We start from the raw sequence: 12,558 nt of genomic DNA on the forward strand, positions 1-12,558 counted from the left end.
CTTAAAATCCCAGACTGGACAGAAGATCGTCGACCTCGTCCTGATCGGAGACCACGTCGTTACGCTGCTCTTTGTTGATGATCGGACCTTCGGCCGCGATGGCCGAGGCCGGGGCGCTCTGCGGCGCGGTCTTTATCTCGCTCATGCCGGGCAGACGGCCGAACACCGACAGTATCTCGACCAGCTTGGCCTCCACCTCGTGCACCAGGTTGATCACCTTGCGGATCATCTGGCCGGTCAGGTCCTGGAAGTCCTGGGCCATCAGGATTTCGGTCAGCAGCTGGCGCAGCTTGTCCGCATCCTGTTCCGAGCTGTGGAGAAAATCGTCGAGCTGAAAACACAGCTCCTTGAAGCGGTTCAGCTCCAGTTGGCGGCTCATCAGCTCGCGCCAGCCAGGCATCACCTGCTGGATGCGGTCGTTGAGCCGGTCGGCGATCGGCAGGCTGGCCTCCACCGCGTCCATGGTGCGGTTGGCGGCCTTGTCGGTCATGTCGATGACGTAGTTCAGGCGCTCCTTGGCATCGGGGATCTCGCTTTCCGCCAGCTCCGGCAGACGGGGATCGTTACGGAACTCCTGCAGGGCGTCGTGCAGCTGCCGGGTCAGATGCCCGACCTGCTCCAGCAACTCCTTGGCCTGGGGCATGCAAACGTCGGCGAGATAGCGGTCGGCTCCGTCCTGATCGCCACGCTCGAGCAAAGCGACCAGCTCCCGGGCCTGCTCCAGGCTTATCATTCCTTTCTGTTCTGCCATAGGGGGTGCCTTTTATCCGATGCGCTCGAAGACCTTCTCGAGTTTTTCCTTGAGGGTGGCGGCGGTAAAGGGCTTTACCACATAGCCGTTCACGCCGGCCTGGGCGGCGGCGATGATCTGCTCGCGCTTGGCTTCGGCGGTCACCATCAGCACCGGCAGGTGCTTGAGCTTGTCGTCGGCGCGGATGGCGCGCAGCAGGTCGATGCCCTGCATGCCGGGCATGTTCCAGTCGGTGACCACGAAGTCGAACTCGCCGTTCTTCAGCATGGGCAGCGCCGTGGTGCCGTCGTCGGCTTCGTGGGTGTTGTTGAAGCCGAGATCCCTGAGTAGGTTTTTAATGATCCTGCGCATGGTGGAAAAATCGTCCACGATGAGGATTTTCATGTTCTTGTCCAAGCATTTCCTCCTATCAGCCGAACCAACAGCCGCTGAACATGACAAGTATTCTGTTATATGTCGGCCCCGAGTGCCGAAACTTGAGCAGGATAACCCATTAACCGGACAATAACCTATTGCCCCCACTCAATTTTGCCAATCCCGCAGCCGGGATTTCAGCCGCAGCATCGCCTGGCTGTGGATCTGGCTGACCCGGGATTCGCTCACTTCCAGCACCTGGCCGATCTCCTTGAGGTTGAGTTCCTCGTCGTAGTAGAGGGACAGCACCAGGGCTTCCCGCTCCGGCAGGGTCTTGATGCTGTCGGCCAGTACCCGCAGAAAGCGCTCCCGGGCCATGCCCTCGAAGGGGCCGGCCGGATGCTGGGAGATATCGGCCTGGGCGTCGATACCCGACTCGAACTCTTCGATCTCGAGGATCCGGCCGTTGCTGACGTCCGCCAGCATGGCATGGTACTGCTCCAGGCTGACCCCCAGTTCCGCCGCCACTTCCCGATCCTGGGCATGACGCCCTTCCCGCCGCTGCACCGCGGCCATGGCCTCGGCGATCTGGCGGCCGTTCCTGTGTACCGAGCGGGGCACCCAGTCGCCCCGGCGGATCTCGTCGAGCATGGCCCCCCGGATGCGGATACCGGCGAAGGTTTCGAAACTGGCGCCCTTGGACCCGTCGAAGTTACGCGCCGCCTCCAGCAACCCCACCATGCCCGATTGCACCAGATCGTCCAGCAGCACGCTGTCCGGCAGTCTTGCCAGCAGGTGCTGGGCGATGCGGCGCACCAGGCCGGCATGGCGCTCCACCAGTTGATGGGATCCCTGCTGCCTGGTATAGGCCAGGGCTTTATTTACTCCAGACATCCTGCTCCAGTGTCGGATGGTTCAACAACTTCTCGATAAAAAACTGCAGATGCCCTTCGGCCTGCTGTGGCAAGGGCCAGCTCAGGGCCTTGGCCGCCAGGGATTTAAGCGCCAGCGAAGCGGGCGACTGGGGATACTGGTTGACCACCAGCGCCTGCCGCCGCACCGCCAGGCGCAGGTTGCCGTCGAAGGGCACGGAGGCCACCAGCTCCAGGTTGGCCTCCAGGAAGCGGTCGGTCACCCGGGTCAGCTTGGCGAACAGCTCCTGCCCTTCCCGCTGGCTGCGCACCATGTTGGCCACTATCTTGAAGCGGGACACCCCGTGATCCCGGGACAATATCTTGATCAGGGCATAGGCATCGGTGATCGAGGTGGGCTCGTCGCACACCACCATAAGCACCTCCTGGGCGGCGCGGGCAAAACTCAGCACCATGTCGGAAATACCGGCGGCGGTATCCACCAGCAGCACATCCAGGGGGGTGGACATCTCGCCGAAGGCCCGGATCAGGCTGACATGCTCCAGGGGCGACAGTTCGGCCATCGACTGATTTCCCGAGGTGGCCGGCACTATCTTGATGCCCTGGGGGCCTTCCACCAGGATATCGTCCAGGCTGCATTCGCCGCGCAGCACATGGGACAGGTTGCGGGTCACCCGGATGCCCAGCAGCACGTCGACATTGGCCAGCCCCAGATCGCCGTCCAGCACCATTACCCGCTTGCCGAGCGCCGTCATGGCCGAAGCCAGGTTGAGGGTAATATTGGTCTTGCCGACCCCGCCCTTGCCCCCGGTGACGGCAATCACCTGTATTCTGTTATTTGTCTTCTGCATAAGCCGCAGTCCGCTCGCCTGGTCTTGAAACCAATTATTCATCAAAGTCTGCCCCCTCCAGATCGGACTCGGAGGTATCCCAAAAATAGGGTTCTTCCCGGTGCTGCTCTATGCTGCCCAGCGCCTGGCGTACCAGCTCGGCCGGATCCGCCAGCCGCAGATCCTCCGGTACCCGCTGCCCGTCCGTTACATAGCTTATCGGCAGGCTGTTCTGAATACTGATATCGATAACGTCACCCAGGGACAGACTTTCGTCGAGCTTGGTCAGGATGCAGCCCGCCAGGGGGATACGCCGGAAGTGCGCCACCGTTTCCTGCAGCACCCGGCGCTGGGCCGTGGCCGGCAGCACCAGGTAATTGCGGATCTTGATCTGCCGGTCGCCCACCAGGGTGTCGAGCTGCTCGTTCAGGCGCAGATCCCGTTGTCCCATGCCGGCGGTATCCACCAGCACCAGGCGGCGATGACGCAGCTGATAGAGGGCCTGGGCCAGCTCCTGGTAGGTGCGCGCCTGCTTGACCACCACGCCCATGATGCGGCCGTAGGTCTGCAGCTGTTCATGGGCGCCGATGCGATAGTGATCCGTGGTGATCAGCGCCACCTGATCCGCCCCGTAACGGGCGGCGAAGCGGGCGGCCAGCTTGGCGATGGTGGTGGTCTTGCCGACCCCGGTGGGTCCCAGCAGGGAAATGGCACCGCCCTGGCGCAGTATGTCGTCTTCACCGCTCGTCAGTTGTTCGGTGAGCGAACGGGCTATCTGCTCCCAGGCTTCGTAGGGGGCCGAACCGGGAATGACCCGCGATGCCAGCTGATCCGCCAGGCCGTCGCTGAAGCCGAGCTCCCGCAACTGGCGGATCACCATGGCCCGGACCGGCTCGCTGCGCTCCACCTCCTGCCACATCAGGCCGGACAACTGGTGCTCCAGCAGGCGGCGGATGCTGGCCACTTCCTGCCGGACCTCGTTCAGGCCCTTGTCCTTGCCGCTTTCCCGCTCCCTCGCCCGTTCCCGCCGGCGCGACGACGAGGGCGCCGGCTCGGCCGCCGACTGCCAAAAGGTCGACGCCTGGCCCAGCACCGGCTCCCGCCGCTCTTCCGGCTCCGCCTTGTTCCGGCCGGCGTCGGCGGCACCGGAACGCATCAACAGGGCCTGCAGGCTTTCCGCCTGGGCCTTGCCGTCCAGGGGCATGGCGAACTGGCGGGCATGCGACGAAATTCTGACGTTGTCCTCGCTGAGGTGGCGCGAGTTGCCGACGGGCGCCAAATCTTCATCATCGACCGCCGCCACTATCTCGATGCCGCCGGAGACCTTCTTGTTGGACATGATCACCGCCTCGGGCCCGAGCACGTCCTTGACCTCGGCCAGGGCGGTACGCATGTCCTTGGCAAAAAACCGTTTAATCTTCATTCAGTTCCCCACTGCTACTGCTGGCCAACGGATGCCACGATGCGGATTTGACGGTCATCAGGCACTTCCTGATAGGACAACACCCGCAGGCTGGGAATGGTGTGTTTGACAAAGCGTGCCAGGGTGGTACGCAACATGCCGGAAGTCAGCAGTATCGCCGGCTGGCCTTCCAGCTCCTGGTTGGCGGCCGCCTGGGCAAGGGACTGCTGCATGCGCTCGGCCAGGCCGGGCTCGATACCGCTGCCCTGGGCGCCGCCTGCCTGCAAGGAGTTCTGCAAAATTTGTTCCAACTCCGGAGCCAGGGTGATTACCGGCAGTTCCCGCTCGGTGCCGGCGATTTCCTGGACCATGAAACGGCGCAGGGCGATACGGCAGGCGGCGGTGAGCACTTCCGGATCCTGGCTCTTGGGCGCGTACTCGGTCAGGGTCTGCAGTATGGTGCGCATGTCGCGGATGGTGACCCCTTCGTGCAGCAGGCTCTGCAGCACCTTGGTCACCAGCGCCAGGCCGATGGTGTTGGGCACCAGCCCCTCCACCAGCTTGGGCTGGCTGCGGCCGACCTGATCGATCAGGTTCTGCACCTCTTCATGACCCAGCAGTACGGAAGCGTGGTTGGTGAGCAACTGGCTGAGGTGGGTGGCCACCACGGTGGCGGCGTCCACCACCGTGTAGCCCAGGCTCTGGGCGTATTCCACCTGGTCCTTGGCGATCCAGGTCGCCTCCAGGCCGAAGGCCGGATCCCGGGTATCGATGCCGGCAACAGTGCCGAACACCTGGCCCGGGTTGATGGCCAGCTCCCGTTCCGGGTAGATGTCGGCCTCCCCCGAGCTGACGCCCATCAGGGTGATGCGGTACTGGTTGGGCCCCAGTTCCAGGTTGTCGCGGATATGCACCGCCGGGATCAGAAAGCCCAGCTCCTGGGACAGCTTTCTGCGCACCCCCTTGATCCGGCTCAGCAGCTCGCCGCCCTGGGCCTGATCCACCAGGCTTATCAGCCGGTAGCCCACCTCCAGGCCGATGGTGTCGACCTGGGCCACGTCGTCCCAGCTCAGATCCTTTTGCTCCAGGCTCCGGCTCGCCACCGGGGACTGCTGGGTCTGCTCTTCCGCCTGCTCCTCGCGCAGGCGGTTGCGCTTGTGCAGCCACCAGGCGCCCAGGGCCGAGAGGCCGCCCAGCAGCAGGAAGGCGAAGTGGGGCATGCCCGGCACCAGGCCCATGGTGATCAGGATACCGGCGGCGATGGACAGGGACTTGGGGTTGTCGAACAGCTGGCCCAGCATGGCCTGGCCCATGTCCTCCCGGGTGTTCTGGCGGGTGACGATGATGGCGGCGGCGATGGACAACAGCAGGGAGGGGATCTGCGCCACCAGGCCGTCGCCGATGGTGAGCAGGGTATAGACCCGGGCCGCCTCGCCGAACGGCAGGCCGTGCTGGGCCATGCCGATGATGAAACCGCCGATGATGTTGATGAAGAGGATCATGATGCCGGCGATGGCATCGCCCTTGACGAACTTGGAGGCACCGTCCATGGAGCCGTAGAAGTCGGCCTCACGGGTCACCTCTTCCCGCCGGGTACGGGCCTCGTCCTGGTTGATCAGACCCGCGTTAAGGTCGGCGTCGATGGCCATCTGCTTGCCGGGCATGGCGTCCAGGGTGAAGCGGGCGCTCACTTCCGAGATGCGCCCGGCGCCCTTGGTGACCACCACGAAGTTGATGATCATCAGGATCAGGAAGACGATAAGCCCCACCGCGTAGTTGCCGCCGATCACCACGGAGCCGAAGGCCTCGATCACGTTGCCGGCCGCGTTGCCGCCCTGGTGGCCTTCCAGCAGCACCACCCGGGTCGAGGCCACGTTCAGGGCCAGCCGCAGCAGGGTGGCCACCAGCAGCACCGTCGGAAAAGCGGCGAAATCCAGCGGCCGCTGGGTGTATACCGCCACCAGCAGGATCACCAGCGCCAAAGAAATGTTGAAGGAGAACAGCACATCCAGCAGCAGGGTCGGAATGGGCAGCACCACCATGCCCAGCGCCGCCAGCACCAGCAGGGGCGTCCCCAGGCCCTTGTGAAACCACCGCGACCACTGTCCCGCCTGTAAAAGCCTTGCCCTGAATTCCATGAGTACGTTAATTGCTGCTGAAAACCGATGCGGTTTTAAATGCAAAAAACAAGCCATCAACACCAAAAACTACGCACTGTAGGGTCGAATTCATTCGACCGAACCCCAGCGCCGGTGGCGAAACGGTCCACTGAAGTGGACCCTACGGCGGGCTTCAAGCTTCAAGCTTCCGGCCTCAGGCACGGTATTCCTCGGGGATCGGCAGATCATCCTTCAGCGGCACCGGCGGGCGGCCCTGGCCCTTGCGCCAGGCGTTAAGCTGGAACACATAGGCCAGCACCTGGGCCACCGCCACGAAGAGCCCTTCGGGTATTTCCCTGTCGAGCTTGGTGGAATGATAGATGGCCCGCGCCAGGGCCGGCGACGAGATCACCGGCACCTCGTACTCCCGGGCGATTTCCCGGATCTTGAGGGCGATCTCGTCCAGTCCCTTGGCCACCACCATCGGCGCCGAACCGGGCCTGTCCTTGTCGTAACGCAGGGCCACCGAATAGTGGCTGGGGTTGACCACCACCACGTCGGCGCTGGGTACCTCCGCCATCATCCGGCGGTTGGCCATCTCCTGCTGCAGGCGGCGGATGCGGCCCTTCACCTCGGGTTTGCCCTCGGTGTTCTTGTATTCGTCCTTGATCTCCTGCAGGGTCATCTTCAGCTGGCGACTGTGGTTCCAGAGCTGGAAGGGCACGTCGATGGCGACGATGGGCAGCAGCGCCAGGCACAGCACCAGCCCCATCCACAGCAACAGCTCCAGGGCGTCGACCAGGGCCACCGGCAACACCTCGTGGCTGAGTCCCAGTATGTGCTCGAACTGACCCCACAGCAGCCAGGCGGCGAACAGGGCAATAAAGGCCACCTTGGCCACCGACTTCAGCAGCTCGACCGCCGCCTGCACCCCGAACATCCGCTTCAGGCCCTTCATCGGACTCATGCGGCTGAACTTGGGCATCATCGCCTGGGTGCTGAAATTGAAGCCGCCCAGCAGGATATTGCCCACCAGGGCCGCCACCAGCACGATGGCGAACAGGCCCAGCAGGGGCCAGACCAGGCTGGCGATGGCGGCCGTCAGGGCCGGCATCATGGCCGCGGGATCGAACAGGGTCGCCCGCTCGATGCGAAAGCTCTGCTCGAACACCCGCGACATGGCCCGCCCCAGAGAGCCGCTCAGCAACAGCAGGCCGGCCGCCGCTCCCAGCAGCACCGCCGCCGTGCCCAGCTCCTTGGAGCGGGGGATCTGGCCCTTTTCACGCGCCTGCTTGAGGCGCTGCTCCGTGGGCTTCTCCGTTCGTTCCTGGCCGTCGGACTCCGCCACTCAGCCCTCCTCGCAGCGCAGGTAAAGGGTATCGCACATCACCAGTTGCAGGCGCAGCCACTGGTTTTCGAAATGGTTGAGAAAGCCGCCCAGGGTCAGCCACATGATAAAGAGGCCGCACACCATGCTGACCGCAAAGCCCACGCTGAAGATGTTGAGCTGGGGCGCGGCCCGGGTCATGACCCCGAAGCTGAAATTGATCAGCAGCATGGCGACGATGGCCGCCAGGGCCATGGACACCGCCGCCTGGAACAGCAAGGTCAGCAGGGATGCCAGGCTCTGCCAACTGGCCACCGACAGGCCGCCGGTGGAGACCGGCAGGGTGTCGAAACTGCGGATGATGGCCTCGATCATCACCAGGTGGCCGTCGAGGGCCAGGAACAGCAGGGTACCCAGCATCAGGTAAAACTGGCCGACCACGGGGGCGGACTGGCCGTTCAGGGGATCCACCATGGAGGCGAAGCCCAGGCTGGTCTGCATGGCGATGATCTGGCCGGCGGTCACGAAGGTCTGCACCAGAAACTGGGACAAGAGACCGAGGGTGGCGCCTATCAGCACCTGCTGGGCCGTCACCAGGAAACCGGCGGCGGAAAAGAGGGCGATATCGGGCATGGGCGGCAGCACCGGCGCCACCGCGATGGTAATGGCCAGGGCCAGCAGCAGGCGCACCAGCACGGGCGTCAGCTGGGCACCGAACATGATGATGGTCATCATCAGGCCGCCGATGCGGCACAGGGGCCAGAGGTAGGAAGCCAGCCACAGCAGTATTTGTTCGGTGGTGTAGTTCATCGATTAACTCGGGCTAAAGCCGGAAGCCGGAAGCCGGAAGCCGGAAGTAGCGGCGACTGAAAATACACGCCAAAGCGGTAAATACTCTGTTGTCACTCCCGCGAAGGCGGGAGTCCAGTGCAATCTGTCATGGATCTCCGCCTTCGCGGAGATGACCGCCTTCTCTCCCTCCTCACTCCTCACTCCTCACTCCTCACCCTTCAAGCCCAGGTTACCCGATCACCTGGGGGATCTGGTGCACCAGCTCGAAGAAGAAGTCCATCAGCATTTCCAGCCCCCAGTGGGCCCCCACCGCCAGCGCCCCCAGGGTCACCAGCAGGCGGGGCAGAAAGCTCAGGGTCTGCTCGTTGATGGAGGTCGCCGCCTGGAACACGGACACCACCAGGCCGATGGCCAGGCTCGGCAAGATCACCGCCGACACCAGCAGGGTGACCAGCCAGAGGGCGCTGCGAAAGATGTCGACAAAGGTTTCCGGGCTCATTATCCCGCCCCCAGGCCGAAGCTGTTGGCCAGGGTGCCCATGATCAGGTTCCAGCCGTCCACCAGCACGAACAGCATCAGCTTGAAGGGCAACGACACCAGCATGGGCGACAGCATCATCATGCCCATGGCCATCAGTATGCTGGCCACCACCAGATCGATCACCAGAAAAGGCAGAAACAGCATAAAGCCTATCTGGAAGGCGGTCTTGAGCTCGCTGGTGACGAAGGCCGGGATCAACACCCGCAGCGGCACTTCCTCTTCGCTGTCGACCTCGACCCCGGCGATGGTCAGGAAGGTATCCAGATCCTTGACCCGGGTCTGGGCCAGCATAAAGTCGCGCACCGGCAGCTCCGCCCGGGCCAGCGCCTCCCGCGAGCCGATGTCCTCCGCCAGGTAGGGCTGCAGGGCCTCGCCGTTCACCCGATCCAGCACCGGCGCCATGATAAAGAAGGACAGGAACAGGCTGATGCCGATCAGCACCTGGTTGGACGGGCTCTGCTGCAACCCCAGGGCCTGCCGCAGTATGGACAGCACCACTATGATGCGGGTGAAGGAGGTCATCATGATGACGATGGCGGGCAGGAAGGACAGGGCCGTCATCAGCGCCAGCACCTGCAGGGTCAGGCTGTATTCCTGGCTGCCGTCCGGATTGGTGGTCACCGTCACCGCCGACATCCCCTCCTGGGCCAGGGCGGGCGCGGCCAGCAGCAGCAGGGGCAACAGCAGCCGCAGGCTATTCATGGCGGGCTCCCGGCGCCGACGGAGGCGGCGTCACCACCAGCGGCTGTTCCAGCCGGCCCAGCTGGGTGATCTGCTGGGCGGTCACGCCCAGCAGGAACTGCTCTTCGCCGGCCTGGACCACCACCACCCGTTCGCGGCTGCCCAGGGCCAGGGTCGCCACCACCCGCAAACGGCGGTTGCCGCCCAGGGTGGCATTCAGGCGGGTCTTGCGCAGCAGCCAGCCCAGCGCCAGGATGGCGGCGATCACCAGCAGGGACGACATGGCCCACCCCTGCCAGTCGATCTCAGGTCCCTGGGCCGCCAGCGGCAAGGGCAACAGTACCAATGGGATCAGCGGTCGCATGGATTATTTGAGCTTCTTGATGCGTTCGGTCTGGCTGATGACGTCGGTCAGGCGGATGCCGAACTTGTCGTTGACCACCACCACCTCGCCATGGGCGATCAGCACGCCGTTGACCATGACGTCCAGCGGCTCGCCGGCCACCCTGTCCAGCTCCACCACCGATCCCTGGTTCAGTTGCAGCAGGTTGCGGATACTGATCTGGCTGCGCCCCACCTCCATCGAAATGGTCACGGGAATATCGAGGATGGTGTCCAGCTTGCGCCGCTCCTCGTTGCTGCCCTGCCTGCCGCCCTCGGGATCCTTGTCAAAATCCTCCAGCTCGGCCTTTTTCACGCCGTCGCCGGCCTGCTCGGCGATGGCCTCGGCCCAGACGTCGTCCAGCTCGTTCTGCTGTTGTTGCTCGTTTTCGCTCATTGCGCATCCTCAATGGTTCTTTCCAGTTCTTCCAGCTCGGCCTCGCCGTCTATCCGCACGCCCCGCCGGGTCACCTCGTGCAGCTCGGTCTTGAAGGACTCGGGGCGCTTGAGTTTTTCGGTGATGCGGATGGCCATGTGCTCCCCCGACTTGCCCAGCCGGGCACGGAAGGTCGGCAGCTCCTCGACGGACACCAGCAGATGCTCCGGCATGTCCACCGGTATGATGTCGCCGGCCTTCAGCTCGACGATGTCGCGCAGCATCAGTTGCTTCTCCAGCAGCTTCACCGACATTTCCACGTTCACGTCCAGGATCTCGTCCCGCAGGGCCTTGCCCCAGCGCAGATCGTTGTCGCCCTTGTCGCTCTGCACACCGGCGTCGAGCAGCTCCCGGATCGGCTCCAGCATGGAATAGGGCATGGTAACGTGAAAGTCGCCGCCGCCGCCGTCGAGTTCGATATGAAAGGAACTCACCACCACCACCTCGGTCGGGCTGACGATATTGGCCATGGTGGGGTTGACCTCGGAGTCCAGGTACTCGAATTCCGCGTCCATCACCGGTGCCCAGGCGTCCTTGTAGTCTTCGAACACCAGCTTGAGCAGCAGCTGGATCACCCGCCGCTCGGTGGGGGTGAACTCGCGGCCCTCGATCTTGGCATAGCGGCCGTCGCCGCCGAAGAAGTTGTCGACCAGGATAAAGACCAGCCTGGCCTCCATGGTGATCAGCGCTATCCCCTTCAGGGGGCGGAAACGAACCATGTTGAGGCTGGTCGGCAGGAACAGGGAGTGCACGTACTCCCCGAACTTCATCATCTGCACGCCGTTGATCGACACCTCCGCCGTCCGGCGCATCATGTTGAACAGGCTGATGCGCATATGGCGGGCGAAGCGCTCGTTCACCATCTCCAGGGTCGGCATCCGCCCGCGGACGATGCGATCCTGGGAGGAAAAATCGAAGGCGGCGATGCCCGTGCGGGTCTCGCCGGCGTTGTCTTCCTCTACGTCGTCCACCCCGTGCAACAGGGCATCGATTTCATCCTGGGATAACAGATCGCTCACATCACACCTACTGCACAACCACGCCGGTAAAGAGAACCTGTTCGATCAGCCCCTTTCCGGTCTCTTCGACAAGTATCCGATTGAGCGCATCAAGCGCTTCCGATTTTACGCTGTCCTTGCTTTGCGCGCTCAGGTAGCTGGCGGCGGTCTGGCCGCTCAGCACCGTCAGCAGGGTACTCTCGAGCAAGGGCAGGTGGCGCTTGGCAAGCGTCTCGCTCGCCTCGCCCCGAACCAGCAGCTCGACGCTGACCTGCACCAGGCGATCGCGGCTTCCGCTTCCCGGCACGCTGAAGATAAAGGGACGGGACATCCCCACATAGAGCGCCTGGTTGTCCTGCACCTGCTCGGCCGGCTCGGCGGCGGCCCGGTTCTGGTTCAGGTACCACCAGCCGCCGCCGATCCCCAGCAGCACCAACAGCCCCAGCAGCACAAACCAGATCAAGAGCCGCCTGGACCCGGGTTTCCGGGGGATGCTCAAATCATTGCTCATTTATCGCCCTACTCCCATAGCCTTCACCGGCGCGTGCGCCGTCATGCAAAAAAATCGATCCGGCCCGGCGCCAGGGTCGCGAGCCGGGAAGACTCCAGCGTCCCCCAGTCCCCGTCCTCTTCCGCGGCCGGGAGGCCGGTGCCGGCGGGCAGCGGGTTCGCTTCCTGCTGCTGCGCCATTCCCTGCTGCTGCCCCTGTTGCTGGGCAGAGCCACCGACCTGCCCCTGTCCCATGGCCAGGCCCTGCTGGCCCAGCATCTCCCGCAGCCGGGGCAGCGCCTGCTCCAGCAGTTCCCGGGCCTGGGGCTGGGTCGCGGTAAACTGGATATTCACTTCTCCCTGCTCCATCTTGAGCTGGATCCTCAGCCCGCCCAGCTCGGACGGACTGAGGCGGATATCGGCTTCCTGCAGGTTCTGATTGACCATCAGCTGGATCTGCTGGCTCAGTTGCCTGGCGCCCTGCTCCGGCGAGGCCCCCAGATGCAGGGAACGTTCGGCGGCGACCAGGCGCTCCGTCGGCGAGCCGGAGCCGTCCCCAGTGTCCGGGGCGGACGAGGATGCCCTGGCGACGGAGGGGGACGAGTC

The 12,558-nt window shown here is 64.0% G+C and carries 15 protein-coding genes; all 15 read right to left on the reverse strand.

The window, feature by feature from the left end; genetic code table 11:
- Window position 1: 1 nt before the first annotated feature.
- Complete coding sequence (locus tag CGX12_RS10665) at window positions 2-751, reverse strand: protein phosphatase CheZ (RefSeq protein ID WP_094039865.1); 750 nt, start codon at window positions 749-751, stop codon at window positions 2-4.
- Between the two features lie 12 nt (window positions 752-763).
- Window positions 764-1,135: a chemotaxis response regulator CheY gene (gene cheY, locus CGX12_RS10670; protein ID WP_438273035.1), complete on the reverse strand. Its 372-nt coding sequence runs from the start codon at window positions 1,133-1,135 to the stop codon at window positions 764-766.
- Between the two features lie 138 nt (window positions 1,136-1,273).
- Window positions 1,274-1,999, reverse strand: a complete 726-nt coding sequence (locus CGX12_RS10675; RefSeq protein WP_094039867.1) for an RNA polymerase sigma factor FliA — start codon at window positions 1,997-1,999, stop codon at window positions 1,274-1,276.
- Entirely contained in the window at window positions 1,983-2,870 is an 888-nt protein-coding gene (locus CGX12_RS10680) for a MinD/ParA family protein (protein ID WP_094039868.1), read from the reverse strand. Before CGX12_RS10680 ends, CGX12_RS10675 begins: the two co-directional genes overlap by 17 nt.
- On the reverse strand, window positions 2,863-4,230 hold the full coding sequence (gene flhF / locus CGX12_RS10685; protein ID WP_094039869.1) for a flagellar biosynthesis GTPase FlhF: 1,368 nt from the start codon (window positions 4,228-4,230) through the stop codon (window positions 2,863-2,865). The genes CGX12_RS10680 and flhF overlap by 8 nt, the downstream gene beginning before the upstream one ends.
- A 14-nt stretch (window positions 4,231-4,244) precedes the next feature.
- The gene (flhA, locus tag CGX12_RS10690; RefSeq protein WP_094039870.1) at window positions 4,245-6,347 is read right to left on the reverse strand and encodes a flagellar biosynthesis protein FlhA; all 2,103 of its coding nucleotides are present in this window, start codon (window positions 6,345-6,347) and stop codon (window positions 4,245-4,247) included.
- Between the two features lie 175 nt (window positions 6,348-6,522).
- Window positions 6,523-7,656: a flagellar biosynthesis protein FlhB gene (flhB, locus tag CGX12_RS10695; protein WP_094039871.1), complete on the reverse strand. Its 1,134-nt coding sequence runs from the start codon at window positions 7,654-7,656 to the stop codon at window positions 6,523-6,525.
- Window positions 7,657-8,445: a flagellar biosynthetic protein FliR gene (gene fliR / locus CGX12_RS10700; protein WP_094039872.1), complete on the reverse strand. Its 789-nt coding sequence runs from the start codon at window positions 8,443-8,445 to the stop codon at window positions 7,657-7,659.
- A gap of 211 nt (window positions 8,446-8,656) precedes the next feature.
- A complete protein-coding gene (gene fliQ / locus CGX12_RS10705) occupies window positions 8,657-8,926 on the reverse strand; it encodes a flagellar biosynthesis protein FliQ (RefSeq protein ID WP_094039873.1) in 270 nt (89 codons plus the stop codon).
- Entirely contained in the window at window positions 8,926-9,669 is a 744-nt protein-coding gene (gene fliP / locus CGX12_RS10710) for a flagellar type III secretion system pore protein FliP (RefSeq protein WP_094039874.1), read from the reverse strand. The genes fliQ and fliP overlap by 1 nt, the downstream gene beginning before the upstream one ends.
- Window positions 9,662-10,012, reverse strand: coding sequence for a flagellar biosynthetic protein FliO (gene fliO / locus CGX12_RS10715; protein ID WP_094039875.1), 351 nt, complete (start codon window positions 10,010-10,012; stop codon window positions 9,662-9,664). Before fliO ends, fliP begins: the two co-directional genes overlap by 8 nt.
- A gap of 3 nt (window positions 10,013-10,015) precedes the next feature.
- Window positions 10,016-10,426: a flagellar motor switch protein FliN gene (gene fliN / locus CGX12_RS10720; protein ID WP_094039876.1), complete on the reverse strand. Its 411-nt coding sequence runs from the start codon at window positions 10,424-10,426 to the stop codon at window positions 10,016-10,018.
- On the reverse strand, window positions 10,423-11,484 hold the full coding sequence (gene fliM, locus CGX12_RS10725) for a flagellar motor switch protein FliM (protein WP_094039877.1): 1,062 nt from the start codon (window positions 11,482-11,484) through the stop codon (window positions 10,423-10,425). The genes fliN and fliM overlap by 4 nt, the downstream gene beginning before the upstream one ends.
- A 7-nt stretch (window positions 11,485-11,491) precedes the next feature.
- Window positions 11,492-11,926, reverse strand: coding sequence for a flagellar basal body-associated FliL family protein (locus CGX12_RS10730; RefSeq protein ID WP_254918266.1), 435 nt, complete (start codon window positions 11,924-11,926; stop codon window positions 11,492-11,494).
- Between the two features lie 89 nt (window positions 11,927-12,015).
- A partial coding sequence (locus CGX12_RS10735; RefSeq protein ID WP_142995606.1) for a flagellar hook-length control protein FliK occupies window positions 12,016-12,558 on the reverse strand: 543 nt, incomplete at its 5' end.

Origin of the sequence: Zobellella denitrificans (assembly GCF_002237365.1) — a bacterium.
In the GTDB taxonomy this organism is placed as follows: domain Bacteria; phylum Pseudomonadota; class Gammaproteobacteria; order Enterobacterales; family Aeromonadaceae; genus Oceanimonas; species Oceanimonas denitrificans.

Coding starts and splice junctions, on each gene's coding strand:
- fliN (WP_094039876.1), bottom strand. CDS start 10,426: ATGAGCGAAAACGAGCAACAACAGCAGAACGAGCTGGACGACGTCTGG.
- fliR (WP_094039872.1), bottom strand. CDS start 8,445: ATGAACTACACCACCGAACAAATACTGCTGTGGCTGGCTTCCTACCTC.
- flhF (WP_094039869.1), bottom strand. CDS start 4,230: ATGAAGATTAAACGGTTTTTTGCCAAGGACATGCGTACCGCCCTGGCC.
- fliQ (WP_094039873.1), bottom strand. CDS start 8,926: ATGAGCCCGGAAACCTTTGTCGACATCTTTCGCAGCGCCCTCTGGCTG.
- cheY (WP_438273035.1), bottom strand. CDS start 1,135: ATGAAAATCCTCATCGTGGACGATTTTTCCACCATGCGCAGGATCATT.
- CGX12_RS10680 (WP_094039868.1), bottom strand. CDS start 2,870: ATGAATAATTGGTTTCAAGACCAGGCGAGCGGACTGCGGCTTATGCAG.
- flhA (WP_094039870.1), bottom strand. CDS start 6,347: ATGGAATTCAGGGCAAGGCTTTTACAGGCGGGACAGTGGTCGCGGTGG.
- CGX12_RS10665 (WP_094039865.1), bottom strand. CDS start 751: ATGGCAGAACAGAAAGGAATGATAAGCCTGGAGCAGGCCCGGGAGCTG.
- CGX12_RS10675 (WP_094039867.1), bottom strand. CDS start 1,999: ATGTCTGGAGTAAATAAAGCCCTGGCCTATACCAGGCAGCAGGGATCC.
- fliP (WP_094039874.1), bottom strand. CDS start 9,669: ATGAATAGCCTGCGGCTGCTGTTGCCCCTGCTGCTGCTGGCCGCGCCC.
- fliO (WP_094039875.1), bottom strand. CDS start 10,012: ATGCGACCGCTGATCCCATTGGTACTGTTGCCCTTGCCGCTGGCGGCC.